This window comes from Burkholderia crassaminum, assembly GCF_964265005.1.
In the GTDB taxonomy this organism is placed as follows: Bacteria; Pseudomonadota; Gammaproteobacteria; order Burkholderiales; family Burkholderiaceae; genus Burkholderia.
In genome coordinates this window covers 2,768,125-2,794,665 of sequence record NZ_OZ183800.1, presented here as the reverse complement: position 1 = coordinate 2,794,665, position 26,541 = coordinate 2,768,125, and the positions used below count along the sequence as shown (strand labels likewise).

The window sequence follows — 26,541 nt, the reverse complement described above, 5'->3', positions numbered from 1 at the left end:
GGGCACCACGAGCACCACGAGCACCACGAGCACCACGGACACCACGGCGCGGCGCATGACGGAGCGACGCCCGGCCCATGATCAGCGCCCCAGCGCCCGTGCGGTCTGGCCGCCGATCCCGAAGTCGGTATTCGGGATGTCCTTGATGATGACGCGCGTCGCCTGCAACGGTGCATCGAGCACGGTCGCAGCGGTGTCGGAAAGTGCCGCGATCAGCGCGCGTTTTTGCGCGTCGGTGCGGCCGGCGATGAGGATCGCGACGATCACCGGCAGCGACGGCGGCGCGCCGTCGGCGGCCGTGCGCCCGCCAAGGCCGATATGCGTGGCGGGCAACTCGGTGAGCAGCACGCGTATGGATTCGAGCGGTGCACCGATCGCGTCGACGGTCGCACCGCTGAGTCGCGCGATCAGCTTGGCCTTGCGTGCGTCGTCATGGCCGGCCGGCAGGAAAACTTCGAGTGTGGGCATGGTCGTCCGGAAAGGTGAAGGTTGCCGGCTCACCTTTGCACTTGCAGCGGCGAACCGGCGACGGCTTACAGCAGGAAGCCGATCGCGCTGAGCGCTTCGGTCGAGTCGATCAGGCGCACGACCTTTTCGGCGATCCGCATCTCGCCTTCGGCATCGACGCGCAGCTTGTGCGTGACGTCGGCCGCGAACAGCGTCGCGACGCCACGCTTGTACGCGACGACGACCTGCGCCGATTTCAGCTCGACGGTGTCGGCGCTGCCGCTTTCCAGCGTGAAGCGCGACACGGTGCGCACCGTGCGCGCCGCGTCGGTGGCCGATGCCGAGTATCCGGACACCATCCGCTGCACGCGCTTTTCGCGCATGTCCTGGTCGTCGAACACGTAGTTCAGCGTCGCGGCGAAATCGGTCGTGTCGGGATCGATCGGCACCACGTAGTGGCCGGCCGGATCCCACAGGTCGAGCCATGCGCGATAGTCGCGGCGGTCGAGCATCTCGGCTTCGCGCCACACGAATTCGACCGCGCGGGCGAAGGTCTGCTCGGAAAAGAGGGCGTTGCGGTCGTCCATTATTGCTGCTCCATCATGTTGCGCCATTGCCGATAAGCCTCGCGCATCCCGGTTTCGTCGGTCGCATGCGCGGTCTTTTCGCCGTTCGCGGCGGTCGTCTCGCGGTTCAGCCCGCGATTCACGAGGATCGGCACGTCGGGGCCCGCATGTGCGCCGCGTTGTACACGCTCCCACGCCTCCGCGTCGTCGGGGCTGCCGAAGCCGAACGGGCCCTGGAAGTGCTCGTGGATGCGCAGGCGCTCGCGGTTCGCTTCGTCGGGGCCGCCGTCCATCGCGAGCGCGACGTGGCGGATCTCGGTTTCGTTCGCCGAGATCGGCCGCAGCACACGAAAGAACGCCATCGACAGCGCGAGGTTCGGGAACAGGTTCAGGTTGAAGCCGACGCCCATCAGCGAGCGCACGATGCGGCGCACTTCGTCCGGCGAATGGCGCTCGGCAAGCTTCGCCGCGAGCGGCGCGAAACGCTCGGGCAGCGGCGCGCCGTCGTCTTCGTCGAGGTCGATCAGCTCGGGCATCAGTACCGCGAGGCTGTGGCCGTTGCCGAGCCCGCGGCAGAACGCGTCTTCGCTCGTCATGAAGCTCGTGATAGCGGCGGCCGTCTCGTCGTCGATCGACTTCATCCACGACTTGTGCACGACGGGGAAGTGGTAGAGGTCGGTCGTGTTCTCGAGCTGGATCTTCCAGTTGCCCTTGAACTTGAACTTGTGCTCGCCGTTCGCCTTGATCGGGTAGCCGGCGCCCTGTTTCATGAACAGGTCGATCCACGGCTTCGCGCCGCCGAGGAAATCCTCGAGCGGTTCGATCGCGTCGTTGAAGCTCGCGAAGATCAGGCCCTGGTACACGCCGACGCGCAGCTTCACGAGCGGCAGGTCGCCTTTCTCGCACACGCCTTCGTAGCCGTCGCCGTACGGCAGCGCGCGCAGCGTGCCGTCGAGCGCGTACGACCAGCTGTGATACGGGCACGTGAAGCCCTTCGCGTTGCCCTTGTGCGATTCGCACACGGTCGCGCCGCGATGGCGGCAGCGGTTCTGCAGCACGTTGATGTCGCCGGTCTTGTCGCGCACGACGATCACCGGCTGGCGGCCGATCGTCGCCGTGATGAAGTCGCCCGGGTTCGGCAGCTCGCTCTCGTGCGCGACCCAGATCCAGGTGCGGTAGAAGATGCGCTCGAGCTCGGCTTCGAACAGCGCGGGATCGTGATACATCGCGGGCGCGATGCGGTCGGGTTGCGCGAGGCCGTGCAACGCACGGGTGTCGATCGTCTGGTAGGGAATGTCGCTCATCGTTGTCGTGGGGAAAGAGTCGCGAAATCGGGCCGCGCAGCGCACGGTATCGAGTACCCAGTCTCGTCTCCCACTACATATCCGTCAAATTGATCTAAAATTGGCTGATCAATAAATACGGCAAATGATGGAGGCTACGATGACGTCGGTCGATCATCTCGATCTGAACCTGTTGCGCGTGTTCCAGGCGATCGTCGAGGAACGCAGCCTGACGAAGGCCGGTGAGCGGCTCGCGCTGTCGCAGCCGGCTGTCAGCTATTCGCTCGGCCGGCTGCGCACGCTGTTCGACGATCCGCTGTTCGTGCGCACGCGCTCGGGCATGCAGCCGACACCGGTCGCGCTCGAACTCGCGGGCATCGTCGGCAAGGCGCTCGACATGGTGCGCGTGGCGCTGCGCTACGCGGAGCGCTTCGACCCGGCCACGAGCACGCGCACGTTCCGGCTGTCGTTGTCGGATGCCGGCGAGATGGCGTACTTGCCGGCGATCTGTCAGGCGCTGCGCGAGCGCGCGCCGCGCGTGACGCTGAGCGTGCAGCCGCTGCCGGTGGAAGAGATCGAGGAAGCGCTGCGTGCGAGCCGGCTCGATTTCGCGATCGGCAACCTGCCGGAGCTGATGCCGCGCACACGCCATCAGGTGCTGTTCGAGGAAACCTATGTGTGCATGACGGGCCGCCGGCGCGGATTGCCGAGCGGCGCCGCGCTGAGCCTCGAGCAATTCGTGCGCGCCGCGCACGTCAACGTGAAATCGGTCGAGCACAGCCACCACGCGCTCGACGATGCGTTGCGCGCGCAGGGCGTGGGCCGCAACATCGCGCTCGAAGTGCCGCACTTCGTCGCGTTGCCGAGCGTGCTGTCGGTCACGGATCTGTACGCGACGCTGCCGAAGCGGCTCGCGCAGATCCTGAACCGCGACAATGCGTTCCGCCTGTACGACTTGCCTGTCACGCTGCCGCCCGCGCCGGTGACGATGCACTGGCACGAGCATTTCCATGAAGACGAGGGCAACGCGTGGATGCGCATGCTGCTGACCGAACTCGTCGAGCGATTCGACAACGCGTGACCGATGAGGGCGAGGGTAACGCGTGGAGGTGCGCGTTGCTGGCCGAGGTCGTGGGACGTTTCGACGATGCGTGACCGATGAGGGCGAGGGCAACGCGTGGATGCGCGCGTTGCCGGCCGAAGTCGTGGGACGTTTCGACGATGCGTGACCGATGAGGACGAGGGCAACGCGTGGATGTGCGCGTTGCTGGCCGAGGTCGTGGGACGTTTCGACAACGCGTGACCGATGAGGACGAAGGCAACGCGTGGATGCGCGCGTTGCTTGCCGGGCTCGTCGCGCGGTTCGACAACGCGTGACCCATGATGACAAGGACAACGCGTGGAGGTGCGCGTTGCTTGCCGGGCTCGTCGAGCGTTTCGACAACGTGTGACCCATGAGGACAAGGACAATGCATGGATGTGCGCGTTGCTGGCTCGAACTCGTCGCGCGTTTCGACGACACGCAACGTCCTGAACGGCCGCCGCTCGTGCCGTCAGCGTCAAAGATCGAGCACGAGCACCGCCGAGCGCGCACGCGACACGCAGCAGCAGATCACCGTGTTGCTCGCGCGCTCGGCCTTGCTGAGACAGTGGTCGCGATGATCGGGCTCGCCGTCGACGACGCTCACCATGCAGGTGCCGCACACACCTTCGCCGCACGACGTGTCGACCTCGATGCCGATGCACGCGAGCGCGTCGACGATCGACGTGCCGGGCGTGACGTGTACCGATTGCCCGCTGCGCTGCAGGCGTACTTCGAAACCATCGGCCGCGCCTGCGCCGGCATCGCTATTGCCCGCATCGGCGCCGGCCGGTTCCGCCGCGAAGCGTTCGAGGTGGATCGAATCGTCGGGCAAGCGTGTCGCGGCTGCCGCGACGACCGCCTCCATGAACGGCCCCGGGCCGCACGTATAGACGTGTGCGTGCGTGTCGACCGATTCGACGCAGCGGCCCAGCTCGGCCGCGAGCGCGTCGGGCTCGACGCCGTAGTGGAACGTCACGTGCGACGCGAACGGCTCGGCTGACAATTCCTCGACGAAGGCCGCGTGTTCGCGGCTGCGCGCGAAGTAATGCAAGCGGTAGCGCGCGCCGCGCGTGTGCAGCGCATACGCCATCGACAGCAGCGGCGTGATGCCGATGCCGGCCGCGATCAGGACGTGCTCGCTCGCGTCATCCGTCAGACGAAACAGGTTGCGCGGCGCGCCGATCGACAGCTCGGCGCCCACTTGCACATCGTCGTGCAGCGAACGCGAGCCGCCGCGCGACTGCGCTTCCTTCTTCACTGCGAACAGATAGCTGCCGCGTTCGTCGGGGTTGCCGCACAGCGAGTATTGCCGCGTGACGCCGGACGGCGCGGTGACGTCGATATGGGCGCCCGGTTCGTACGCGTCGAACGGCTGGCCGTCGACGCGGGAAACCCGGAAACAGCGGATGTCCTGCGCCGCGTCGATCAGCGCGTCGATCCGGACCTGGTGGCGGTTCGCTTGCATGGGTAATCCGTGGGGTAGGGAGAACGCGGCGCGGCAGACACCGCGCCGTCATGCGATCGAGAATAGGGATGGGCATCGCATAAATCAAATCGATTAAAAAGCGATGCCTGAATCAGTGGGATGGATGATGGTCAAGCGGCGGAGCTGCCCGGTGTTCAGCGCGCGGCGATCGCCGCATTGCCCGCCTCGGCCGTTTCGGCCGCCTGCGGCGCCGCATGGGTGCGTTCGCGATCGAGGCTGCGGCGATAGTGCCGGCAACCGGCGGCGAGCAGCAGCGCGGCGAGCGTGGCCGCCGCGACGTTGACGATCGACATCGAATGACCGACCGCCGCCGGCGCACCGAACACGCGATCGGTGAACAGCGCGACGACGGTCGTACCGATCCCGAGTGCGATCAGGTTCGACACGAGCAGGAACAGCGCGGAGATCTGCGCGCGCATCTGGTTCGGCGCGAGTGTCTGCATGGCGGCGGTCGACGTCGGCATCGGGAACGACGCGAAGAACATCGCGACGACGAGCATCGCGAGCGAAGCGGGCAGCGAGTCGAGTTGCGTGAACAGCGTCGCGGGCATCACCATGCACGCGGCGCCGATCGCGCCGGCACGCATCGGCGCGTCGCTGCGGCCACGCCGCAGCATCCAGTCGTTGAGCCAGCCGCCGCAGAACACGCCGGCGGTGTTCGCGACCAGCAGCACGATGCCGAGCGTGTAGCCGGCTTCGACCGCCGTCATCCCGAAGCGGCGGATATAGAACGCGGGCGTCCAGCTCAGCAGGCAGTACAGCGTCATCGCGTAGAACGAAAAGCCGAGGTAATGGCACGCGAAGGTCGCGCGATGCGTGCCGACGAAGCGCAGCGAATCGCGCATCGACACGCGCCGCACGGCGCCCGAGCGATCCTGCGCGAGCCCCTTGCGCTGCGGGTCGCGCACGGTCGCCGCGAACAGCAGTGCGACCAGCAGCCCCGGCAGTCCGACAATCAGGAACGTGACCTGCCACGCATGCACCTGCCCGACCACCGGCAGCGTGAAGGCGCTCGCATGCTTGAGCAGCGCGATCACGTAGCCGCCGATCAGGAACGCGACGCCGCCGCCGATGAACGAGCCGAGCGAATACACGGCGATCGCGCGCCCGAGCTTCTCCTTCGGGAAGTAGTCGGCCAGCATCGAATAGGCGCCGGGCGACAGCGCGGCTTCGCCGACACCCACGCCCATGCGCGCGATGAACATCTGCACGAAATGCTGGCTGAGCCCGCACGCGGCGGTCGCGACGCTCCACAGCGCGATGCCGATCGAGATGATCCGCGGGCGCGCGTAGCGATCGGCGAGATACGCGACGGGCAGCCCCATCACCGCATAGAACAGCGAGAACGCGAAGCCGTTCAGCAAGCTGAACTGCGTGTCGGACAGGTGCAGGTCGCGCTTGATCGGCTCGATCATCAGCACGAGGACCTGGCGGTCGACGAACGAAAAGACGTACGCGAGCATGCAGATGACGACGACATACCATTCGTACGTATAGCGCTTGCCGTCGGCAGCGCGGGCCGTGGATGTGGACATGCGGATTCTCCAGGAGCGGGCGGTGGGGATGCGCGGCAGCGGCCTTGCGGGCCGGGCGCCGGCGCGGCGCGAAAGCGTGCGGGGGCACGTGTCGGAGACGCAGCGTAGTCGGCCAAATTCGGCCGCCATAGCCGGAGTGACAGCCGCGCCACACGGACATTTACCGACCCGGATAAAGAAAACACCAGGGTCTCGCGCGCCGGCCGCCGCGCGGCGCGCTTGCGGCGGGGCGCGCACGCATCATGCGGCGCATCTATAAGCGTTATAGAGCGCATTGCGTCGACGTCCGAAATTGTCGTTCCTAGACTCGGCCCGGTTTTGATCGGCAGCGTTGGCTCTTCATGGCGAACGCGCTTCACACCACGCGGCGCGATACAGACAGGCGCGGCAATATCTACGGGACGACGACGATGAACCAAACGAACGGGCGGGCCGACCGGCTTGCCGTACCGCTTGCCGCGCTGCTTGCCTGCACGGCGCTGCCTGCATTCGCACAATCGAGCGTGACGCTTTACGGCCGCGTCGACACCGCGATCGAATACGCGAACGCCGGGCCGAACCACGTGACGCGCATGGGCAGCGGCAACCTGTGGGCATCGCAGTGGGGGCTGAAGGGAGTCGAGGATCTCGGCGGCGGTTACGCGACGATCTTCAAGCTCGAAGACGGCTTCAACGCGGGCAGCGGCGCACTGTCGAACAGCAGCGCGCTGTTCGGCCGCGAAGCGTGGGTCGGCATCACCGGGCCGTTCGGCGGCGTGCAGTTCGGCGAGCTTTACACGATCCTGCACACCACACTCGTCACGTACAGCCTGCCGGGCCTCGGTGCGGGGCTCGCGTGGGGCAACGCGACCAACAACTTCGTCGGGCCCGCGTTCCTGCGCGTGCGCAACTCGATGCGCTATACGTCGCCGCGCTACGCGGGTTTCATCCTGCGCGCGATGGCCGCGCGCGGCACCAACGGCGCGGCCGGGCAGCCGGCGACGCTCGGCGATACGTATGGCGCGGGGCTCAACTACGTGCGCGGCGGCCTGTCGGTCGACGTCGACTACATGCAGCAGAAGTTCAGCCCGGTTGCCGCGTCGGCCCTCGGCGACACGAGCCCCGCTGCGAACGGCAACTACACGCTCGGCGCGATTTCGTACGACTTCAACGTCGTGAAGGTCGCCGCGCTGTACATGCGTCATCGCGGCGGCCCCGACGTCGCGACCGCGATCGACAGCCAGAGCGCGTATCCGCACAGCGACACCATGGAGCTGAGCGCGACGGTGCCGATCGGGCGCGCGTCGCTGCTGCTGAGTGTCGGCCACTACCGCAAGGTCGGGGACAGCGACGGTAACGCCGATTCGTACGGCATCCGCTTCGACTATCCGCTGTCGAAGCGCACGGTGCTGTACACGGGCGCCGCGATGGTGCGCAACGGCGCGCATGCGCGCTTCGTCGTCAACCGTGCGGCGGGCGGCGGCGTCGCCGTCGCCCAACCGGGGGCAACGGCGAGCTCGATCGTCGCGGGCATCCTCACGTCGTTCTGACCGGCGCGCGCCGGTGCCCGCTTGCGCCGCTCGCGTCGTTGGCGCTGTTATGCGCAGGCGGGCGGCTGCGGCGCGAGCCATGTGTCGAACGGCGCCTGCTGGCCGATGCTGAACAGTTCGAGCAGCAGCGCGCGCAGCCAGCGATGGCCGGGGTCGGCGTCGAAGCGCCGGTGCCAGTACGCATTGACGGCCCATTCGCCGGCCTCGGCGATCTCGTACAGCGCGCACGGCTGCCGCGCCGCGAACGTGATCGCGATCGTCTCCGGCAGGATCAGCGCATAGTCGCCGTCCTGCAGCAGCGCGGGCACCACCATGAAATCGGGTAGCGCCGCGCGCACGCGCGGCATCAGCCCGTGCCGTTCCAGCAGCTGCATCGATTGCGGATGCGACGTGACCGCGACGAAGCGCAGCGTATCGGGCGCCGCGCCGTCGAGCACGTAATCGTCGGGCAGTGCGACGCGCTGTGCAGTGCGGCGCGGCATCAGCAGCACGCAGCGCTCGTGCAGCAGCGCGGTGCGCTGGAAGTGGCTCGACGCGTCGGCGAAATGCCCGAGCGCGAAGTCGATGCGCCCCGATTCGAGCGCGACGTTGAGCTGGCCTTCGTCGACGTGCAGCGTCTCGATCACCGCGCCCGGCGCGCGGCGGTCGAAGGCGGCGAGCATCGTCGGCAGGAACGCGCTCGCGGCGAAATCGCTCATGTGCAGGCGGAACACGCGCTGCGTGCTGTCGGGCGTGAAGCGCGAGCCTTCGTCGAGCACGTCCTGCAGGATCGCGAGCGCCTTGTCGACCGATAGCGCGAGCCGCTGCGCGCGCGGCGTCGGCTCGACGCCGGTGCCGGTACGCACGAACAGCGCGTCGCGGAACATCAGCCGCAGCCGGCCGAGCGCATGGCTGACGGACGGCTGCGTGACGCCGAGCCGCAGCGCCGCGCGGCCGACGTGCCGCTCCTCGTAGACCGCGCGAAACGTCTTCAGCAAGTTGAGATCGAGATCCTGCACGCGCAGTTCGGACGCGTCGCTGTCGTGCGGCGCGGATTCGGCGCGGGTCGAGGCCGCCGGGCGGCCGGTTGCGGCGTGCGTCATCGGGATTGCCTCGCGGTGACGGAAGGCGCATGGCCGTAACGCCGCGCATACGCCTTCGCGAAATGGCCGAAGCCATGGATGCCGTGCGCGATCAGCACGTCGGTCACGCTGCGCGCGTCGCCGTGTTGCAGTGCCGCGCGCACGGCGGCGAGCCGGCGCTCGCGCACGTACGCTGCCGGCGTGGTGTGCAGGAACGCGCGAAACGCATGCTGCAGCGTGCGCGGCGCGACGCCCGCGACGGCCGCCAGCGTGGCCAGCGCGAGCGGTTCGCCGAGGTGCGCGTCGACGTGGTCGCACGCGCGGCGCACGTGCGCCGGTAGCAGCGGGGTGCCGCGTGCGAGCGCGTCGGTGTACGAGTGCGGCAGGTGCGTGAGCAGCAGCGACATCAGCCACGCGGTGAGATCGGCGCCGAAGGTGGTCGCGGCCGTGCCGATATCCGGCTGCGCGCCGAGCCGGCACAAGTATTCGAAGGTCGGCAGCACGAGTGCGGCGCCGGCGCCCGTGCCGCCGGCCGCGAGTTCGAACTGCAGCGGCCGCGTGAGCGTCGCGTTCAGCATGTCCTGCAGCTTGTGTTCGAGCGCGCCGCGTTCGAGCCGCAGCACGAGGTTGCGGCAATCGGGGCTCGTGCTCAGGCGGCTCGCCAGTGCGGGCGAAGACACGGTCAGCTCGCCGGGGCCCGCCTGCGCGACGACGGCGCCAGCCTGCAGCTCGCATGCGCCCGCGAGCGTCAGCCTGAACAGGAAATGACCGGTGTCGCTGCCGAAATCGATGCGCGTTTCGCGGCCGTAGCAGAGTTCGAGCAGCGCGCCGTGATGCAGCGGCACTTCGTATAGCTCCGCGTGAAACGGATCGCGGCCGCGCGCGGCCATCCGGTGCGGCCCGAGCCGATGCGCGACGGCGCGTTCGACTTCATCGGGCGCGTGAAGCGTGCCGAGCCGGTTCGGCGCATGGCGGGAAAGGGCGATATCCATTCGTGGGCCTCGGGTCGGATGTGTCGGCGTGTCGGCACGCGCGGGCGGCGCATGCGCCGCGCCGCGATTGTGTTGCGCGAACGGGCGTGCCGTTGCGCGTTTTGAAGCGACGCGGCGGGGGCGGCCGCGTAGTCTCGGTCACACTCGATCAACCGGAGACGATGATGAAGGTATGTGTTCTGGGCGGCGGCCACGGCTGCCATGCGGCGGCCATCGACCTGCTCGAGAAGGGCCATGACGTGACGTGGTGGCGGCGCGATCGCGAGCCGCATGCGCGGCTGCGCGAGCTCGGCGTGCTGAACGTGACCGACTATCGCGGCAAGCGGCCGGTGCCGCTCGGCGAAGCGCCCGGCGCGATCTGCCTGACCGACGATCTCGCGGCCGCGCTGCGCGGCGCGCGGCTCGTCGTGGTGCCGCTGCCGGCCACGTCGCACGATGCGCTCGCCGCACAGGTTGCACCGCTGCTGGAGGACGGCCAGGTCGTGTTCCTGCCGCCCGGCACGTTCGGCAGCAACGTGTTCGCACGTGCGGCGGCCGACGCCGGCAACCGTTCGCGTATCGCTTTCGCCGAGACGGGCACGCTGCCGTACCTGGTGCGCAAGCATGGCGACAACGAGGTCGTGATCAGTGCGTATGCGACGCGCCTGCCGACCGGCGTGTTTCCGGCGAATGCGGCCGGCTGGGCGTTCGACGTGCTGCGCGCGGGCTATCCGTCGGTCGAACCGGTCGAGGATGCGTTGTCCGGCGCGCTGATGAACGCGGGGCCGGTGATCCATCCGCCGCTGATCCTGATGAACGCCGGGCCGCTCGAACACTTCGATGCGTGGGACATCCACAACGAAGGCACGCAACCGGCGATCCGCCGCGTGACGAACGCGCTCGACGCCGAGCGCATCGCGGTGCGTGAAGCGCTCGGCTACCGCGCACCGCATTTCCCGCTCGCGGATCACTATGCGGCCGACGGCGACGAGTGGATGTACGGGCGCGGCGCGCACGGCAAGCTGACCGATAGCGGCGACTGGCGTGAGAAGATCGATCTGTGCACGCATCGCTACATGCTCGAGGACACCCGGCTCGGGCTGTCGCTCATCGTGTCGTGCGGGCGCTGGGCCGGCGTGCCGACGCCCGTCGCGCAGGGGCTGCTGAGCATCGCGAGCGCGGTCGCGGTGCGTGACCTGTACGCGGAAGGCCGCACGCTGGAGCGGCTCGGGCTTGCCGGGCTGTCGAAGGACGCGATGCGCGCGCTGCTCGACGCGGGGTACGCGGCATGAAGGCGGCCGCCGATGTGACGCGCGTCCACGTGCTCGGCGCGGGGCGCATGGGGCAGGGGATCGCGCTCGTGTTCGCGTTCGCGGGGCTCGACGTGACGCTGGTCGACTTCAAGCCGCGCGACGCGGCCGGATGGCGCGCATTCGACGCACGCACGCGTGACGAGATCGAGAGGCCGCTGCACGCGCAGGTTGCGCTCGGCCGCATCGACGCCGCGCAGGCGGAGGCCGTGGTCGCGCGCATCGCGCTCGTCGCCCGGGACGGTGCAGCCGAAGCGGTGCGCCAGGCCGACATCGTGTTCGAGGCGCTGCCCGAAGTGCTCGACGCGAAGGCCGACGCGTTGCGCTGGCTCGGCGCGCATGTCGATGCGCATGCAACGATCGCATCGACGACGTCGACGTTCGTCGTCACCGAGTTGCAGCGCCATGTCGCTCACCCGGCGCGGATGCTGAACGCGCACTGGCTGAACCCCGCGTTGCTGATGCCGCTCGTCGAGATCAGCCGCAGCGATGCGACCGATCAAACTGTAGTCGATACGCTCGCCGCGTTGCTCGAACGGGTCGGCAAGAAGCCGGTGATCTGCGGGCCCGCACCCGGCTATATCGTGCCGCGCATCCAGGCGCTCGCGATGAACGAGGCCGCGCGGATGGTCGAGGAGGGCGTCGCGAGCGCCGAGGACATCGACACGGCGATCCGCACCGGCTTCGGCCCGCGCTTCGCGGTGCTCGGGCTGCTCGAATTCATCGACTGGGGCGGCTGCGACATCCTGTACTACGCGTCGACGTACCTGGCCGGCGAGATCGGCCCGCGCTTCGCACCGGCCGCGAGCGTCGTGCGCAACATGGAAGCCGGTCGCGACGGCGTGCGCACGGGTGCGGGCTTCCACGACTATGCCGAAGTCGACGTGCCCGCCTACATGCGGCAGCGGCTCGGCGAATTCGCGCGGCTGCTCGATCACCTGGGACTCGCGCCGGCGTTCGACGGCGCACGGCGGGAGGGCGGCAACTAGGCAGCGCGTCGGGTTGGAGAGCGCGAGCGGCGACACGCGCCGGGAGCGGCTGTGCCGGCCGTCGTGCTCGCCGCCTGCCGGCGCGGATCGGCCCGCTTGCGCGGATCGAAGCGTCATGGTCACGCCGTGTCGCCGCGCGTGTCCGTAGCGGGAGCAGCGGGGGCAGCGGGAGCGGCCCCCACGACTCGCGTTTCGCGCATCACGCACAGCGTCGCGACCGTCACGAGGCCGAGCACGACGAGGAACAGCGATACGGGCCACGACGCGTGATAGCGCGCGAGCAGCGCGGTCGCGATCAGCGGCGACATCCCGCCCGCGAAGATCGATGCGACTTCGTGACCGAGCGCGACGCCCGAGTAGCGCACCTCGGTGCTGAACAGTTCGCCGACGAGCGCGGGCAGCGTGCCGATCATCGCGCCGTGGCTGACGGCCGTGCCGACCGTGAGCGCGAGCCACACGAGCGGTGTCGCCCGCGTGTCGAGCAGCCAGAAGAACGGGAATGCGCACGCGACGAGGCTCAGCGCGCCGATCAGGTACACGGGCTTGCGGCCGATCCGGTCGGACAGCCGGCCCCACGCGAGCATCGCGCCCATCTCGACGATCATCGCGATCATCACGCCGGTCAGCATCACGCCGTTCGGGATGCCGACGTATTTGCCGTAGACGAGCGAGAACGCGAGGAAGATGTAGGCGCCGCCGTTTTCGGCCACGCGCAGCCCCATCGCGAGCAGGATTTCCTTCGGGTGGCGGCGGATGCACTCGACGATCGGCAGGTGCGTGTGCGCGCCGCGCTTGCCGGCCTGCTCGAAGTCGCGGCTTTCCGGCAGATGGCGGCGGATATAGATGCCGATCGCGAAAATGGCGATGCTCGCGAGGAACGGTAGCCGCCAGCCCCAGGTGCGGAACGCGTCGTCCGGCAGCGCCTGCGCGGCGAGAAACGCGGCCGACGACAGCACGAAGCCGCCGCCCACGCCGAGCTGGCTCCAGGCAGCGTAGTAGCCGCGTTGCTCGGGCGGCGCGTTCTCGCTGATCATCAGCACGCCGCCGCCCCATTCGCCGCCGGACGCGATGCCTTGCAGCAGGCGTAGCGCGACGAGCGCCGCCGGTGCCCACAGGCCGACCTGCGCATAGGTCGGCAGCAGGCCGATCGCGAAGGTCGATGCGCCCATGATCAGCAGCGTCCACACGAGCGACGCCTTGCGCCCGTAACGATCGCCGACGTGGCCGAACACGATCCCGCCCAGCGGCCGTGCGACGAAGCCGAGCGCGAACGCCGCGAACGCGGCGAGGCTGCCCGCGAGCGGCGACGCGCCAGGCGGGAAGAACACGTGGCCAAACACGAGCGCCGCGGCCGTGCCGTACACGAAAAAGTCGTACCACTCCATCGCGTTGCCGGCGACGGAGGCGATGACGATCCGGCGCAGTTGCCGGTCGGCGAGCGGCCGGGCGGCGCTCGGGGATTGCACGGTGTCGGTCGGGTACATGGCGGACTCTGAAGGGGGAGGCGGGCGCGCGCCGTCTTTGCGGCACTGCGGGCTAGTGTTGTCGGCACTGCCTCCCCGGTCAAATCCGCAGAAAAAGGGGAGTGTCATCACTCCCGCAAATGATGGTCGCGGCGGGTGCGCGCGGCTATTTCACGCGCGCCTGCAGCAGCGCGACGATGCGCTGCACCAGCGGCGGCAGGTACGCGCCCGCCCGATGCATCGCGGCGATGCGCCGTCCGAGGTCGAGTTCGCCGGGCAGCAGGTCGAGCGCGCGCAGCCCGTTGAGCTGATCGAGCGCCTCGGTTCCACCGACGCACAGCAGCGGCGTGCCGCGCAGCAGGTGCAGCAGCGACGTGCTGCCGAAGTCCGTTTCGACGCGCAGGCGCGGGCCGGCGAAGCCGCGCGCGCGGAACGCGTCGTCGATCTGGCGCCGCACCGGCAGCGTCGTCTCGGGCAGCAGCCATTCCTGGTCGACGAGATCGGCGAGCGTGAGGCCGCGCTTGCGCTGCAGCGGATGCGCTTCGTCGGCGAGCACCGACAGGCGGTCGCTGAACAGCTCGACGCGCGCGAGTGTCGCGTCCGGCTGCGTCGGCGCGGGCGCCACGACGAGGTCGAGTTCGCCGGCCGCGAGCAGGTCGAGCAGCTCGCGCGCGAGCCGGCAGCGCAGCCGCAGCTTCGCGGCCGGCCGTTCGCCGATCAGTTGCCGGCACGCGCCGAGCACCAGCGCGGTCGGCACGGTCGGCGAGTAGCCGATCCGCACGACACCCTGCTCGCCGCCGCGAATCGCGCGCATTTCCTGCATCGCATCGTCGAATTCGAGCGCGATCCGCTGCGCGCGCGCGACGAACCGCGCGCCGGCCGGCGTCGGCGTCATGCCGCTCGCGGTTCGCTCGAACAGCGTCACGCCGACCTGCGTCTCCAGCCGCTGCATGGCCTTGGTCAGTGCCGGCTGCGACAGGCCCAACGCGTCGGCGGCCTTGCCGATGCTGCCGTGCCGTTCGACGGCCAGCAGGTATTCCAGATCGCGCGTATCCATCAGGGGATTCCCACTGGTTATGACTTTATAGCCAGTAATGCATTGTGGTGATGCCCGTGCATCTTACAGACTGGCGGCATCGTTCGACCAGGAGAATTCGCTTGAGCTTCGCCTACTTCCTGCGGCGCGCGGCCCGTTACTGGGGCGACCAGCCCGCCGTGCTGCATCGCGACCGCGCCGTCACCTACCGTCAGCTCGACGAGCGTTCGACGCGCCTCGCGAACGCGCTGCGCGGGCTGGGCTTCGCGCCCGGCGCGCGGATCGCCGTGCAGGCCCGCAACGCCATCGAGCTCGTCGAGATCGAGTGCGCGCTGTACAAGGCCGGCCTCGTGAAGGCCGCGCTGAATCCGCGCTTCACCGCGGCCGAGGCGGCCGACGTCGTCGGCAACTGCACGCCCGTCGCGTTCATCGGCGGCCGCGGCTACACGCATTACACGCCGGACTCGCCGGGCTTCGCGTCGGTGGAACGGTTCGTGTCGATCGACGGCGCGACCGACGGCTACCTCGATTACGAAACGCTGCTCGCGCAGGGCAGCAGCGCGATGCCCGACTACGCGCCGGCCATCGACGATCTCGCGGTGCTGCATTTCTCGTCCGGCTCGACGGGGCGCATCAAGGCCGCGATGCAGAGCTACGGCAACCGGCTCGCGTCGCTGCGCAAGATCGTGCTCGGCATGGACCGCCCCGCGCAACCCGGCGACCGGCTCGCGCTGATCGGGCCGATCACGCACGCGTCGGGCATGTTGATGCAGCCTTACCTGTTCTGCGGCGCGACGCTCGTGCTGTTCGATGCGTTCGAGCCCGCGCGCTTCCTCGCCGACGTGGCGCGGTTGCGCATCACGCATGCGTTCATGGTGCCGGCGATGATCAACATGGTGCTGAACGAGCCGGACCTCGTGCGCGCCGACCTGCGCAGCCTGAAAGTGCTCGGCTACGGCGCGGCGCCGATGGCGCCGGCGCGCATCGAGGAGGCCTGGTCGCGCATCGGCCCGGTGCTGTCGCAGGGCTATGGCGCGAGCGAGTCGACGTCGGGCGTCACGCGTCTCGGCATCGCAGATCACGCCTACGCATTGCTGTCCGATCATGCGCGGCTCGCGTCGTGCGGCCGGCCGCTCGGCGAGACGGAGGTGCGCGTCGTCGACGCGGACGGGCGTGAAGTCGAAGGCGACGCGCTCGGCGAGATCGTGATTCGCGGCGCGGACGTGTTCCAGGGTTACTGGAACGCGCCGGAGCTGACGCGCGAGGTGCTGGTCGACGGCTGGCTGCATACGGGCGATCTCGCGCGCACCGACGACGAAGGCTTCATCTACCTCGTCGACCGCAAGAACGACATGATCATTTCGGGCGGCTTCAACGTGTACCCGACGGAAGTCGAGGCGACGCTTTATCGGCATGCGGACGTGCTCGAGGCATGCGTCGTCGGCGTGCCCGACGAAAAGTGGGGCGAGGCCGTGAAGGCCGTCGTCGTGTTGAAGCCCGGCCGCGACGCGCAGGCCGCCGATCTGGTCGCGCATTGCCGCGCGCTGCTCGCCGACTACAAGCTGCCGCGCGCCGTCGATTTCGTTGCCGAACTGCCGAAGAACGCCAGCGGCAAGATCGCCCGCAAGCTCGTACGCGAGCAGTACTGGCACGGCGTCTCGCGCCGCGTCAACTGAAGGAGAACTCACCATGTTCGATCATCTGGATCGCCCCGAATTCGTCGCGCTGCGCGCGGCCGTGCTGCGCTTCGTCGACGACGAATTGCGCCCGATCGAGCGCGAGCTGCGGCTGGACTCCGAAGCCGTGTGGCCGCGCGACGTGCTGCGCCGCGTGTGGCGGCGTTCGTCCGAACTCGGCTTCTACACGGCGAGCCTGCCCGTCGCGATCGGCGGTAAGGGCCTGTCGATCGTCGAGACCTGCGCGCTGAAAGCCGACCTGGCCGCATCGGGCGCGGCGCTTGCGCCGCACGTGCTCGGCGAGCTGGGCGGGCCGCCGCGCGTCGGCAACATGCTGAAGTACGCGACGCCCGCGCAGCTCGAACGCTATTTCAAGCCGGTGATGCGCGGCGAGAAATCCACCTGCTTCGCGCTGACCGAACCGCACTCGGGCTCGGATGCGATGAGCATTCGCACCACGGCGGTCGAGGACGGAGACTCGCTGGTGATCAACGGCACGAAGCACTACATCAGCGGCGCGCCGTTCGCCGATTTCGCGATCGTGATGTGCGTGACCGACGCGGCCGCGACGCCGCCGCAGATCACGGCGGTGCTCGTCGATCTCGACCTGCCGGGCGTCACCGTCGAGCATGAATACGTGCCGATGTCGGGCCAGCACATCGATGCGGACATCCGTTTCGACAACGTGCGCGTGCCGCGCGAGAACGTATTCGGCGGCGTCGGCAACGGCTTCAAGCTCGGCATGTCGCGGATCAACGTGAACCGGCTGCTGCATTGCCCGACGATGCTCGGCCTCGCGATGTCGGCCTATCGCGCATCGCTCGACTACGCGCGCACGCGCCGGCAGTTCGGCGGCCCGATCGCGCGCTTCCAGGCGATCCAGCACATGCTCGCCGACATGGCCGCCGCGCTGTGGGCGTGCGAGAGCATGATCGCGCACACGGCCATGCTCGCCGACACGGGCGCCGACCTGCGCATGGCGGCGGCCGCGTGCAAGCTGTTCGTATCGGAACGCTGCTTCGAGGTCGCCGACAAGGCCGTGCAGATTCACGGCAACGTCGGCGTGACGCGCGGCCATCCGGTCGAGCAGACCTTCCGCAAGCTGAGGATGTTCCGGATCCTGACCGGCACGAGCGAGATCCAGCGCAACACGATCGCGAAGGCGATTCTCGAACCGGCCGGCGCGGGAGCGTGAGCGATGACGATCGATGCCCCGCACGCCGACGAACCGGCGCAGCAGCACGCGAAACCCGCATGGTCGTGCCTGAACGACGTGACGATCCTGGACCTGAGCCAGTTGCTGCCCGGCCCGCATGCGTGCGCGCTGCTTCGGCAGCTCGGCGCTGACGTCGTCAAGATCGAGCCGCCGCTCACCGGTGATGCAGCACGCCTGCTCGGCGACGCCGTGTTCGCGCAATTCAACCGCGGCAAGCGGTCGGTCGCGCTCGACCTGAAGGCGCCGGCGGATCGCGACCGCTTTCTCGATCTCGTGCGCCGTGCCGACGCCGTCGTCGAAGGCTTCCGGCCCGGCGTGATGGCGCGTCTCGGGATCGGCTACGACACGCTCGCGCGCATCAACCCGCGCATCGTGATGTGCTCGATTTCGGGCTACGGACAGGATGGCCCGAATGCGGCACGCCCCGGCCACGACCTGAATTTCCTCGCGGAAGCCGGCTATTGGGCGATCCCGGCGCAGGTCGACGACGTGGTCGGCCGGCCGCGCGTGCGGCTCGCTGACTACGCCGCCGCGATGCACGCGGCGTTGGCGCTGTCGGTGGCCGTGATGAGCGCGCGTGCGAACAGCCAGGGGCAGCACCTCGATGTGTCGATCCACGACGCGACGCTGGCGTGGACGGCGCCCGCCGCATGGGCGTCCCGCGCGCATGGCGCCGCGCCCGCCGACGCGCCTTGGGTGATGCCCGACAACGACCTGTTCGAGACGGCGGACGGCCGCCATCTTGCGCTCGGCATCCTCGAGGACAAGTTCTGGATGACGTTGGGCGATGCGCTCGGCGACGCGTTCCCGGCGCTGCGCGATCTGCGTTTTGCGCGCCGCGCCGGCCGGCAACGGCACAAGTGCGAGGTCAGCGAACTGCTGAAGTCGATGTTCGCGAGCCGCACGCTGGACGACTGGATGCGCATGCTGCGCGGCTTCGACCTGCCGGTGTCGCCGCTCCTCGACCCGGACGAGCTGTTCGCCGATCCGCACGTGCGTGCGCGCGGCGTCGCCCGCGAGATCGACGGAGCGCTCGCCGTGCGCTTCCCGGTGAAGTTCTCGCTGGGGCTGCCGGACGGCGACGAACACGTGCCGCGCCTCGGCGAGCACGACGCGTAGCGGCCGCGCACGACGGCCCTGACAGAAAACACGGAGACACGGATGACGACAGGCGACACGCAATACCGCCCGGCACGGGCATGGTCGATCGCGATCATGCTCGCGCTGATGATGCTGGTGAATTTTCTCGACAAGGTGGCGCTCGGGCTCGTGTCGGTGCCGATGATGCGCGAGCTGCATCTGAGCCCGACGCAGTTCGGCCTGATCGGCGGCAGCCTCAACTGGCTGTTCGCGGTCGCGGCCGTCGCGGGCGGCATCGCCGCGAACCGATGGCCGGCGAAGTGGCTGCTGTTCGGGATGGCGGCCGCGTGGTCGGTGCTGCAGTTGCCGATGCTGGTCGCGGGGTCGATCTGGGTCGTGATCGCGTGTCGCGTGCTGCTCGGCGCGGGCGAAGGGCCCGCGTCGCCGGTCGCCGTGCATGCGCTCTACAAGTGGTTTCCGGATGCGCGGCGCAACCTGCCGGTCGCGTTGCTGCATCAGGGTAGCGCGCTCGGCATGCTGATCGCCGGCCTGTCGATTCCGGTCGTGACGACGCACTGGGGTTGGCGCGCGAACTTCGCGGTGCTCGCGGCGCTCGGCGCGTTGTGGTGCGTCGCGTGGGCCGCATGCGGCGAGGAGGGCACGCTCGTGCGCGGGGGCCGCGTGGCGGGGGCGGCCGGCGTCGCGCGCGACGAACGCGTGCCGTACGGGCTGCTGCTGACCGATCGCACGGTGATCGGCAATTTCCTCGGGCATTTCGCGGCGAACTGGATCCTGGCGATGAGCCTGACGTGGATGCCGGCCTACCTGCAGCTCGGGCTCGGATTCGAGCCGCATGCGGCGGGGCGGATGTTCGCGCTGTTCGTCGCCGTTACGTCGCCGCTGAGCCTCGCGCTCGCGTGGCTGTCGCAGGTGCTGCTCGCGCGCGGTGTGCCGTCGCGTTACGGGCGCGGCGTGTTCGTCGCGACGACGCTGGCGATCGCGGGGCTGCTGCTGGCGGCGCTTGCGCTGCCGGACCTGCCGCGCGCGGCGAAGCTCGCGGCGCTGACGCTCGGCAGCGGGATGACGCTGACGATGTATTCGATCGGCCCCGCGATGCTGGCCGAAGTCACACCCGACGCACAGCGCGGCGGCGTGCTTGCGCTCAGCAACGGCTTCGCGTCGCTCGCGGGCCTCGGCGCGCCGATCGTGACGGGCTTGTTGATCGAGGCGGCCGGCGCGTCGACCGCGCGCGGCTTCGAGCAGGCGAGCCTCGTGTGCGGCGTGGTGCTCGTGCTGTGCGGCGTGTTCGGCGTGCTGTGTCTCGATCCGCAGCGTTCGCTGCGCCGCCTGGCGCAACGGCCGCACGACACGCCGGGCGCGATGCGCGAGTCGCGCGGCTGACGCCGCGGCATCGACCGTGCCGGAACCAGGAGCGCGCCTGAAGCGCAGTAATCCTTATCGATTGGCAGGAAAGAAAGAAGACAGACGATTCGACAACAAGGAGGAGACGCATGAGAAAGGTGATGGTGGCGGCGCTGATCGGCGCGCTTTCGGGGGCCGCGCACGCGCAGTCCAGCGTGACGCTGTTCGGCCGGATCGGTGGCGGCGTGCGCTGGGTCAACGGGTTGCCGGGCGGCAGTCAGGTCGGCTTCAACAACAACATCATCGCGGGCAACGAGTTCGGCCTGCGCGGCAAGGAAGATCTCGGCGGCGGGCTGAAGGCGCTGTTCGTGCTCGATGGCGCGTTCAACAGCGGCACCGGCGCGGTGAAGACGGCCGGCACGCTGTTTTCGCAAGCCGCGTATGTCGGCCTGTCGGGCGACTTCGGCCGCGTGACGCTCGGCCGCCAGTTCAACGCGGCCGAGGATCTCGGCATCGCGCTCGATCCGCTCGGCGGGCGCGGGCAGTCGCTCGCGGTCGAGCCGGGCGTGCTGTTCGACGGCAACTTCTTCACGCTCGATTCGCGTTTCAACAACACGATCAAGTATCTCGGGCAGGCGGGCGGGCTGCGGGTCGGTGCGAGTTATTCGCCGGGCGGCGTCGCGGGCGCGTCGCGCGCGGGCACCAACTATTCGGCGGCCGCGATGTATACGCTGGCCGACCTGATGGGCGGCGCGTCGTACGCGAAGACGTACAGCCCGGACGGTACGCAGTCGGCGCAGACGATCCAGGCCGGTGGCACGCTGCAGCTCGGCCGCGCACGCTTCTACCTGAGCTATGCGTCGCTGAACGTCACCGCGAACAAGGCCGGCGCGCCGTCGCGGCGCGACGACATCCCGTCGTTCGGCGTCGTCGTGCAGCCGCTGCCGTCGGTGCAGTTGAGCGCGGCCGCGTTCTACGACCGCGCGCGCAATCTCGGCAACGCGTCGGGCGCGGACGGCCACAAGCTGACGACCTATGCGATCGCCGAGTATTTCCTGTCGAAGCGCACCGAGCTGTATGTCGAAGTCGACCGCAACGGGATGACCGGCGCGTACATGCGCGACCCCGCGACGATCGCGGCGCTGAACCTGCGGCGCGGCGCGAGCGCGACGACCGGCGTGTCGATCGGCCTGATGACGCAGTTCTGAGATTTCCTTCAACCGCTTTTCCGGAGTGTGATTCGATCATGCGTACTTCATCCCGACTTGCCGCGGGGCTGCTGATGGCAATGTGCTGCACCGTCGCCGCCCATGCGCAATCCGACGCCGCGAGCGCGGCGGCCCCGTCGTCGGCACCCGTGCAGGACACCGCGCAGGCGTCTGCGCCGGCCGGCCTGTCGCCGGCGCAACGCAAGGCAGCCGACCGCAAGCTGCAACGCCGCGTCGGCACGGCGCTCGCGCGCACCCGAAACCTGAACGCGACGCGCATCCTCGTGCGGGCGCGCGACGGCAACGTGACGCTGGCCGGCTCGGTCACGGATACGAACCAGGCGAATCTCGCGGCGGCGGCCGCGCGGCGCGTCGACGGTGTCGCGTCGGTGTCGAACCTGCTGCGAATCGACGGCCAGCAACCCTGATTGCTGGGCACGTCGCCCGTTCACTTTCCACTACGAGGCATGACTCGGTGCGAATTCATCGAAGCTTGACGGCTACCCGTCGCACCCGCCGGCTGGCCGGCACCTTCGTGCTGGCCGGCGGGCTCACGCTTGCCGCGACCGCTGCGACCGCTGCGACCGCTGCGACCACTGCGACCACTGCGACCACTGCGACCACTGCGACCACCGCGACCACCGCGACCACCGCGACCACCGCGACCACCGCGACCACCGCGACCGCCGCGACCGCCGCGACCGCCGCGACCGCCGCGACCGCCGCGACCGCCGCGACCGCTGCGACCACCGCGACCACCGCGACCACCGCGACCACCGCGACCGACGCTGCCGCGCCGGGCGTGATGCGGGGCTTTCCACCGCCGGCCGACCAGGCCGTCAATAAGGCGAATGCATTCACGCCCGCGCGACTGCGCTGGGCGTTGAGCAACACGCGACTGCTCGCGCCGACGGCCGGCATCCGGCACGCGGCCGCGCCGATGCCGCTGCCCGAGCACCTGGCGCCCGGCCTCGACGCGCTGCCAGTGACGATCGGCGGCGAGACGCTGACGCTCGACGCGTACCTGCGCGCGACCCATACCGACGGCTTCATCGTCGTGCAGCGCGGCCGGATCGTCTACGAGCGGTATTTCGACGGCTTCCGGCCCGATCAGCCGCACGCATGGGCGTCGATGACGAAATCGGTGACGGGCCTGCTGGCCGCGCAGATGATCGAATCGGGGGTGCTCGACGCGGGCGCGCCGCTGTCGCGCGCGGTGCCAGAACTGGCCGACACGCCGTTCGGCAGCGCGACGCTGCAGCAGAACCTGGACATGGAAGTGCCCACCGCCTATACGCCGGGCGTGCCGCCCGATCTCGGCCTGTTCGGCGCGGTCGGGCTGGTGCCGCACCGCGAAGGCGCGCCGGCCAGCATCGTCGAGTTCCTGCAGACCGTGCAGCGCGTGCCGGACGTGGCGCCGGGCAGCATGTGGTTCTACCAGAACGGCTCGCCGGAAGCCGTCGCGTGGGCGATGCAGCGCGCGACGGGGCAATCGTGGAGCGCGCTGGTCGAGCGGTGGCTGTGGCGCGAATTCGCGGAAGACGATGCCTACGTCGCCGTGGACCGCAACGCGATGGCGATGGCGAGCGGCGGGCTCTACACGACGCTGCGCGATGCCGCACGCTTCGCGGAACGCGTGCGCACCGGGCTTGGCGGCGCGCCGGGCACACTGCCCGCCGCAACGATTCGCGCGGCGCTGCAGCCTGCGCATAACGAGGTGCTGTTCGCGAAGGGCAACGTGGTCCCCGGCAAGGACGGTTATGCGTATCGCGACTACTGGTATCAGGTGAACGACGGCGACGGCTCGTTCGCGGCGGCGGGGCGCTTCGGCCAGTCGATCCTCGTCGATCCGAAGGCCGCGCTGACGATCGTCAAGTTCTCGTCGTCGCCGGACTTCGCGCCGCGGGCACTCGGTGCGCAGGGCCAGGCGACACGGCAGCGCGCGGCGCTCGAACGCGGCGACGCGCTGAGCATGGTGGCGCGCGCGGTCGCCGAGAAACTGCGATAACTCGCCGTCCGGACGCGCGGTGCATCGGCTGTCAGGGAAAACCGTATAGCCGCATCGCGCGTCGCCGAATCGTCAGCTTGCTTACGCGAGCCATTCACGTCTGACCAAAACGCGCCGCATCGTGCGGACTTCCGCGCTTTCGTTTCTCTTGCGAGGTCGCCCGGACTTCGCTCATCTCCCTTCCCGTCGCCTGCCATTCGATTTTCAACTGCCGACCAGTTGAACATTTCATTTCTTGATGTGATTGCGGCTGGATACCATCCAGCGACTGTCTATACAACTCGATCGGGATGCATGGGCAGGACGACAAAACACAACACAACATCGATGAGCAGGTTTGGAGAGGAGATGACGGAGATGGTGCGAATGATGGACAGGAAGACGGGCGTCGCATGCATGAACGCGGCCATTGCAATGCTGTTTGCCGGCGCCGCGCACGCGCAGTCGACGGTGACGCTGTACGGGATCGTCGACGCGGGCGTGACCTACACGAACAACGCGAAGGGCCATGCATTGTGGCAATTCACGGGCGGCAATGAATCGGGCCCGCGCTGGGGCTTGATCGGCTCAGAGGATCTCGGTGGCGGCCTGAAGGCGAACTTCCGGCTCGAGAACGGCTTCAACGTCGCGAACGGCGCGCTCGGGCAGGGTGGCCGGATGTTCGGGCGTTCGGCGTGGGTCGGCCTGAGCGGCGCGAACTGGGGCGCGGTGACGCTCGGCCGCCAGTACAACTCGACGCAGGACATCCTCGGCTCGCTGCAGATGAGCAGCTTCCTCGCGCAGTACTCGACGCACCCGTTCGACAACGACGACATCAACAACACGTTCCGTCTCAACAACGCGGTGAAGTACGTATCGCCGACGGTTGCGGGCCTGCAGGCGAACCTCGTGTACGGCCTCTCGAACTCGACCGGCTTCGCGAACGACAACAGCTGGAGCGCGGGCGTCACGTACGTGAACGGGCCGCTCAACGCGGGCGCCGCGTATGCGCGCGTGAATCATCCGGCGGTCAGCACGAGCGGCGCAGTTGCTTCGGATAACTACTATCCGTCGTCGGAATCGGTGTTCGGTGCGAGCCTCGGGAACGCGATCCGCCAGCAGATCTGGGGCGCGGGCGGCAGCTACGCGATCGGGCCGGCCACGCTCGGCCTGTTGTACACGGGCTCGAACTTCGGGCAGGCGACAGGCGGCGCGCTGCGTTTCAACAACTATGAAGGCAGCCTGCGCTACATGATCACGCCCGCGCTGATGGCGGCGGCCGGCTACACCTACACGCAGGTCGCGCGCGCCAGCGACAGCGGCCACTACCACCAGGTATCGGCCGGCCTGCAGTACCTGCTGTCCAAGCGCACCGACGTGTATGTGAACGGCTTCTACCAGAAGGCGTCGTCGGGTGTCGGCCAGGCGTGGATCGACGGCACCGACAGCGCGTCGTCGACGACGTCGCAGGTGGCGGTGGTGGTCGGCATCCGCCAGAAGTTCTGATGTCCTGATGCGTACGCGCGTCTTCCGGAGGAGGCTCACATGAAATTCAAACTGTTGCTGGCGGCTTTGCCGTTCGTCGGGATGTATGCGGGCGGCTCGATTGCCGAGGTGCGGCCGCTGTTGTTCGGGCTGCCGTTCCTGCTCGTCTGGAACCTGATCTGGATGGCGGCGACGGCCGCGATCCTCGCGATCCTGTTCCATCTCGACGAGCGCGACGCGGCCCGCGCGGGCCGTTCGGGAGACGCGCGATGAACGCTTCGATCATCATCATCGCGGCGTTCGCCGTGTTCGCGCTCGCGATCGGCGTGATGGCGCGCCGCGGCCGCAAGCTCACGCTCGAACAGTGGGCAGTCGGCGGCCGCGGCTTCGGCTCGCTGCTCACGTTCCTGCTGATGGCCGGCGAGGCGTTCTCGACGTTCTCGTTCCTCGGCGCGAGCGGCTGGACCTACAGCAAGGGCGTGCCCGCGTTCTACATCCTGTCGTACGGCTGCCTTGCGTTCGTGATCGGCTACTGGATGTTGCCGGCGGTCTGGCGCTACGCGAAAGAGCGCGGGCTCGTGTCGTTCGCCGACTACTTCGCGTCGAAGTACGACAGCCGAGCGATCGGCGTGCTGGTGTCGGTCGTCGCGGTGTTCGCGATGGTGTCGCTGCTGATGATCCAGCTGCGCGGGCTCGGCGTGATCGTGTCGGAGATGTCGTACGGGCTGATTCCGCAGGCGGCCGCGATCTGGATCGCCGCGACGCTGATGGCCGTGTACATGGTCGTGTCGGGCATCCACGGCTCGGCGAGCATCGCGATCTTCAAGGACGTGCTGATCCTCGCGATCGCGATCTTCCTCGGCCTGTACCTGCCGATGCATTACTACGGTGGCCTGGGCGAGATGTTCGCGAAGATCGACGCCGTGCATCCCGAACTGCTGCGCATGCCCGAGCACGGCTTCAACCTGAGCTGGTACAACTCGACGATCCTGCTCACGTCGCTCGGCTACTACCTGTATCCGCACGGCTTCACCGCGATCTACGTCGCGAAGGACGAGCGCGCGCTGCGCCGCAACGTGATCCTGATGCCGCTGTACCAGGTGCTGATCGCGTTCCTGTTCCTCGTCGGCTTCGCGGCCGTGATGACCGTGCGCGGGCTCGAAGGCGCGCAGGCCGATCTCGCGCTGCTGCGCCTCGTGAAGCAGACGTTCCCCGCGTGGTTCGTCGGCATCGTCGGCGGCACGGGGCTGCTCACCGCGCTGGTGCCGGGCTCGCTGATCATGCTGAACGCCTCGACGACGATCGCGCGCAACATCTACCGCGAAGGCTTCGCGCCGAACGCGACCGACCGCGAGGTGACGCGCGTCGCACGAATCGCGCTGCCGATCTTCACGCTGGTGGTCGTCTACTTCGTGCTGCGCGGCGGCGCGACCTTCGTCACGCTCGCGATTTTCTCGTCGAGCCTGCTCACGCAGCTCGTGCCGATGCTCGCGTCGAGCTTCCTGAAGCGGCCGTTCGGCACGCGTGAAGGCGCGTTCGCGGGCATCGTCGCCGGCGCGATCGTGATTGCGATGACGAACTACTATGGCGTGACGCTCGCGTCGCTGTTCCCGGGCGCGTCGAACACGCTGACGTCGATCAACCCCGGGCTCGTCGCGCTAGCGGTGAATGCGGTGGTGTTCATCGTGATCAGCGCGGTGCAGCGCAAGCTGAAGGCGCGTATCGCGACGCCGGTCGGTTCGGCGTGAGCGCTTTTCATGGATGACG

Annotated in this window: 23 protein-coding genes; 14 read left to right on the top strand and 9 right to left on the bottom strand. The window is 68.8% G+C overall.

The features are described from left to right. Nucleotides 1–81 precede the first annotated feature (81 nt). From ACPTTF_RS29525 to ACPTTF_RS29515, 3 genes are all read right to left on the bottom strand, one after another. On the bottom strand, nucleotides 82–468 hold the full coding sequence (locus tag ACPTTF_RS29525; RefSeq protein WP_423369278.1) for a tautomerase family protein: 387 nt from the start codon (nucleotides 466–468) through the stop codon (nucleotides 82–84). Nucleotides 469–533: 65 nt separating this feature from the next. Beyond that, a complete protein-coding gene (locus ACPTTF_RS29520; protein WP_166956674.1) occupies nucleotides 534–1,037 on the bottom strand; it encodes an aromatic-ring-hydroxylating dioxygenase subunit beta in 504 nt (167 codons plus the stop codon). Continuing rightward, complete coding sequence (locus ACPTTF_RS29515) at nucleotides 1,034–2,317, bottom strand: aromatic ring-hydroxylating oxygenase subunit alpha (protein WP_423369277.1); 1,284 nt, start codon at nucleotides 2,315–2,317, stop codon at nucleotides 1,034–1,036. Before ACPTTF_RS29515 ends, ACPTTF_RS29520 begins: the two co-directional genes overlap by 4 nt. A gap of 139 nt (nucleotides 2,318–2,456) precedes the next feature. Between ACPTTF_RS29515 and ACPTTF_RS29510 the strand changes: the two genes are divergently transcribed. After that, entirely contained in the window at nucleotides 2,457–3,377 is a 921-nt protein-coding gene (locus tag ACPTTF_RS29510; protein ID WP_166954638.1) for a LysR family transcriptional regulator, read from the top strand. A gap of 478 nt (nucleotides 3,378–3,855) precedes the next feature. On the opposite strand, the gene ACPTTF_RS29505 is transcribed toward ACPTTF_RS29510, so the two are convergent. Together ACPTTF_RS29505 and ACPTTF_RS29500 are read right to left on the bottom strand one after the other, a co-directional pair. Further along, nucleotides 3,856–4,845: a PDR/VanB family oxidoreductase gene (locus ACPTTF_RS29505; protein ID WP_423369276.1), complete on the bottom strand. Its 990-nt coding sequence runs from the start codon at nucleotides 4,843–4,845 to the stop codon at nucleotides 3,856–3,858. 155 nt (nucleotides 4,846–5,000) lie between these two features. Then, complete coding sequence (locus tag ACPTTF_RS29500) at nucleotides 5,001–6,401, bottom strand: spinster family MFS transporter (protein ID WP_423369275.1); 1,401 nt, start codon at nucleotides 6,399–6,401, stop codon at nucleotides 5,001–5,003. A gap of 410 nt (nucleotides 6,402–6,811) precedes the next feature. On the opposite strand from ACPTTF_RS29500, the gene ACPTTF_RS29495 reads away from it, so the two are divergent. Next, on the top strand, nucleotides 6,812–7,930 hold the full coding sequence (locus ACPTTF_RS29495; protein WP_423391190.1) for a porin: 1,119 nt from the start codon (nucleotides 6,812–6,814) through the stop codon (nucleotides 7,928–7,930). 47 nt (nucleotides 7,931–7,977) lie between these two features. Here the strand turns inward: ACPTTF_RS29495 and ACPTTF_RS29490 are convergent, their stop codons facing one another. Together ACPTTF_RS29490 and ACPTTF_RS29485 are read right to left on the bottom strand one after the other, a co-directional pair. Then, entirely contained in the window at nucleotides 7,978–9,012 is a 1,035-nt protein-coding gene (locus tag ACPTTF_RS29490; RefSeq protein ID WP_423369273.1) for a LysR family transcriptional regulator, read from the bottom strand. Continuing rightward, complete coding sequence (locus ACPTTF_RS29485) at nucleotides 9,009–9,983, bottom strand: AraC family transcriptional regulator (RefSeq protein WP_423369272.1); 975 nt, start codon at nucleotides 9,981–9,983, stop codon at nucleotides 9,009–9,011. The genes ACPTTF_RS29490 and ACPTTF_RS29485 overlap by 4 nt, the downstream gene beginning before the upstream one ends. A 164-nt stretch (nucleotides 9,984–10,147) precedes the next feature. Between ACPTTF_RS29485 and ACPTTF_RS29480 the strand changes: the two genes are divergently transcribed. After that, nucleotides 10,148–11,254, top strand: coding sequence for an NAD/NADP octopine/nopaline dehydrogenase family protein (locus ACPTTF_RS29480; RefSeq protein ID WP_423369271.1), 1,107 nt, complete (start codon nucleotides 10,148–10,150; stop codon nucleotides 11,252–11,254). Continuing rightward, nucleotides 11,251–12,261: a 3-hydroxybutyryl-CoA dehydrogenase gene (locus ACPTTF_RS29475; protein WP_423369270.1), complete on the top strand. Its 1,011-nt coding sequence runs from the start codon at nucleotides 11,251–11,253 to the stop codon at nucleotides 12,259–12,261. Before ACPTTF_RS29480 ends, ACPTTF_RS29475 begins: the two co-directional genes overlap by 4 nt. A 119-nt stretch (nucleotides 12,262–12,380) precedes the next feature. Here the strand turns inward: ACPTTF_RS29475 and ACPTTF_RS29470 are convergent, their stop codons facing one another. After that, nucleotides 12,381–13,745: an MFS transporter gene (locus ACPTTF_RS29470; protein ID WP_423369269.1), complete on the bottom strand. Its 1,365-nt coding sequence runs from the start codon at nucleotides 13,743–13,745 to the stop codon at nucleotides 12,381–12,383. Nucleotides 13,746–13,890: 145 nt separating this feature from the next. Next, nucleotides 13,891–14,781 carry a LysR family transcriptional regulator gene (locus ACPTTF_RS29465; RefSeq protein ID WP_423369268.1) on the bottom strand — a complete coding sequence of 297 codons (891 nt, stop codon included), beginning with the start codon at nucleotides 14,779–14,781 and terminating at the stop codon, nucleotides 13,891–13,893. A 101-nt stretch (nucleotides 14,782–14,882) separates the two neighbouring features. Here ACPTTF_RS29465 and ACPTTF_RS29460 point away from each other — a divergent pair, with 101 nt between their 5' ends. The 10 genes from ACPTTF_RS29460 to ACPTTF_RS29415 all read left to right on the top strand — a co-directional run bounded on the left by ACPTTF_RS29460 (nucleotide 14,883) and on the right by ACPTTF_RS29415 (nucleotide 26,522). Continuing rightward, nucleotides 14,883–16,436 carry an AMP-binding protein gene (locus tag ACPTTF_RS29460; RefSeq protein WP_423369267.1) on the top strand — a complete coding sequence of 518 codons (1,554 nt, stop codon included), beginning with the start codon at nucleotides 14,883–14,885 and terminating at the stop codon, nucleotides 16,434–16,436. A gap of 13 nt (nucleotides 16,437–16,449) precedes the next feature. Beyond that, complete coding sequence (locus tag ACPTTF_RS29455; protein ID WP_423369266.1) at nucleotides 16,450–17,631, top strand: acyl-CoA dehydrogenase family protein; 1,182 nt, start codon at nucleotides 16,450–16,452, stop codon at nucleotides 17,629–17,631. Between the two features lie 3 nt (nucleotides 17,632–17,634). Next, the gene (locus tag ACPTTF_RS29450; RefSeq protein WP_423369265.1) at nucleotides 17,635–18,771 is read left to right on the top strand and encodes a CaiB/BaiF CoA transferase family protein; all 1,137 of its coding nucleotides are present in this window, start codon (nucleotides 17,635–17,637) and stop codon (nucleotides 18,769–18,771) included. Between the two features lie 42 nt (nucleotides 18,772–18,813). Further along, nucleotides 18,814–20,133, top strand: coding sequence for an MFS transporter (locus ACPTTF_RS29445; protein ID WP_423369264.1), 1,320 nt, complete (start codon nucleotides 18,814–18,816; stop codon nucleotides 20,131–20,133). 110 nt (nucleotides 20,134–20,243) lie between these two features. Continuing rightward, nucleotides 20,244–21,302: a porin gene (locus ACPTTF_RS29440; protein WP_423369263.1), complete on the top strand. Its 1,059-nt coding sequence runs from the start codon at nucleotides 20,244–20,246 to the stop codon at nucleotides 21,300–21,302. 38 nt (nucleotides 21,303–21,340) lie between these two features. Continuing rightward, entirely contained in the window at nucleotides 21,341–21,730 is a 390-nt protein-coding gene (locus ACPTTF_RS29435) for a BON domain-containing protein (protein ID WP_166954611.1), read from the top strand. A 65-nt stretch (nucleotides 21,731–21,795) separates the two neighbouring features. Then, complete coding sequence (locus ACPTTF_RS29430; RefSeq protein WP_423391189.1) at nucleotides 21,796–23,310, top strand: serine hydrolase domain-containing protein; 1,515 nt, start codon at nucleotides 21,796–21,798, stop codon at nucleotides 23,308–23,310. Nucleotides 23,311–23,679: 369 nt separating this feature from the next. Continuing rightward, nucleotides 23,680–24,795, top strand: coding sequence for a porin (locus ACPTTF_RS29425; protein ID WP_423369907.1), 1,116 nt, complete (start codon nucleotides 23,680–23,682; stop codon nucleotides 24,793–24,795). A 39-nt stretch (nucleotides 24,796–24,834) separates the two neighbouring features. Further along, entirely contained in the window at nucleotides 24,835–25,047 is a 213-nt protein-coding gene (locus tag ACPTTF_RS29420; protein WP_423369262.1) for a DUF3311 domain-containing protein, read from the top strand. Beyond that, nucleotides 25,044–26,522, top strand: coding sequence for a sodium:solute symporter family protein (locus tag ACPTTF_RS29415; protein ID WP_423369261.1), 1,479 nt, complete (start codon nucleotides 25,044–25,046; stop codon nucleotides 26,520–26,522). Before ACPTTF_RS29420 ends, ACPTTF_RS29415 begins: the two co-directional genes overlap by 4 nt. The last annotated feature ends 19 nt before the right edge of the window (nucleotides 26,523–26,541 follow it).

What these genes read in the sequence shown, in the direction of transcription:
- ACPTTF_RS29525 (WP_423369278.1), bottom strand. Translation starts at nt 468, where the DNA reads ATGCCCACACTCGAAGTTTTCCTGCCGGCCGGCCATGACGACGCACGC.
- ACPTTF_RS29515 (WP_423369277.1), bottom strand. Translation starts at nt 2,317, where the DNA reads ATGAGCGACATTCCCTACCAGACGATCGACACCCGTGCGTTGCACGGC.
- ACPTTF_RS29510 (WP_166954638.1), top strand. Translation starts at nt 2,457, where the DNA reads ATGACGTCGGTCGATCATCTCGATCTGAACCTGTTGCGCGTGTTCCAG.
- ACPTTF_RS29505 (WP_423369276.1), bottom strand. Translation starts at nt 4,845, where the DNA reads ATGCAAGCGAACCGCCACCAGGTCCGGATCGACGCGCTGATCGACGCG.
- ACPTTF_RS29500 (WP_423369275.1), bottom strand. Translation starts at nt 6,401, where the DNA reads ATGTCCACATCCACGGCCCGCGCTGCCGACGGCAAGCGCTATACGTAC.
- ACPTTF_RS29495 (WP_423391190.1), top strand. Translation starts at nt 6,812, where the DNA reads ATGAACCAAACGAACGGGCGGGCCGACCGGCTTGCCGTACCGCTTGCC.
- ACPTTF_RS29490 (WP_423369273.1), bottom strand. Translation starts at nt 9,012, where the DNA reads ATGACGCACGCCGCAACCGGCCGCCCGGCGGCCTCGACCCGCGCCGAA.
- ACPTTF_RS29485 (WP_423369272.1), bottom strand. Translation starts at nt 9,983, where the DNA reads ATGGATATCGCCCTTTCCCGCCATGCGCCGAACCGGCTCGGCACGCTT.
- ACPTTF_RS29480 (WP_423369271.1), top strand. Translation starts at nt 10,148, where the DNA reads ATGAAGGTATGTGTTCTGGGCGGCGGCCACGGCTGCCATGCGGCGGCC.
- ACPTTF_RS29475 (WP_423369270.1), top strand. Translation starts at nt 11,251, where the DNA reads ATGAAGGCGGCCGCCGATGTGACGCGCGTCCACGTGCTCGGCGCGGGG.
- ACPTTF_RS29470 (WP_423369269.1), bottom strand. Translation starts at nt 13,745, where the DNA reads ATGTACCCGACCGACACCGTGCAATCCCCGAGCGCCGCCCGGCCGCTC.
- ACPTTF_RS29465 (WP_423369268.1), bottom strand. Translation starts at nt 14,781, where the DNA reads ATGGATACGCGCGATCTGGAATACCTGCTGGCCGTCGAACGGCACGGC.
- ACPTTF_RS29455 (WP_423369266.1), top strand. Translation starts at nt 16,450, where the DNA reads ATGTTCGATCATCTGGATCGCCCCGAATTCGTCGCGCTGCGCGCGGCC.
- ACPTTF_RS29450 (WP_423369265.1), top strand. Translation starts at nt 17,635, where the DNA reads ATGACGATCGATGCCCCGCACGCCGACGAACCGGCGCAGCAGCACGCG.
- ACPTTF_RS29445 (WP_423369264.1), top strand. Translation starts at nt 18,814, where the DNA reads ATGACGACAGGCGACACGCAATACCGCCCGGCACGGGCATGGTCGATC.
- ACPTTF_RS29440 (WP_423369263.1), top strand. Translation starts at nt 20,244, where the DNA reads ATGAGAAAGGTGATGGTGGCGGCGCTGATCGGCGCGCTTTCGGGGGCC.
- ACPTTF_RS29435 (WP_166954611.1), top strand. Translation starts at nt 21,341, where the DNA reads ATGCGTACTTCATCCCGACTTGCCGCGGGGCTGCTGATGGCAATGTGC.
- ACPTTF_RS29425 (WP_423369907.1), top strand. Translation starts at nt 23,680, where the DNA reads ATGGACAGGAAGACGGGCGTCGCATGCATGAACGCGGCCATTGCAATG.
- ACPTTF_RS29420 (WP_423369262.1), top strand. Translation starts at nt 24,835, where the DNA reads ATGAAATTCAAACTGTTGCTGGCGGCTTTGCCGTTCGTCGGGATGTAT.
- ACPTTF_RS29415 (WP_423369261.1), top strand. Translation starts at nt 25,044, where the DNA reads ATGAACGCTTCGATCATCATCATCGCGGCGTTCGCCGTGTTCGCGCTC.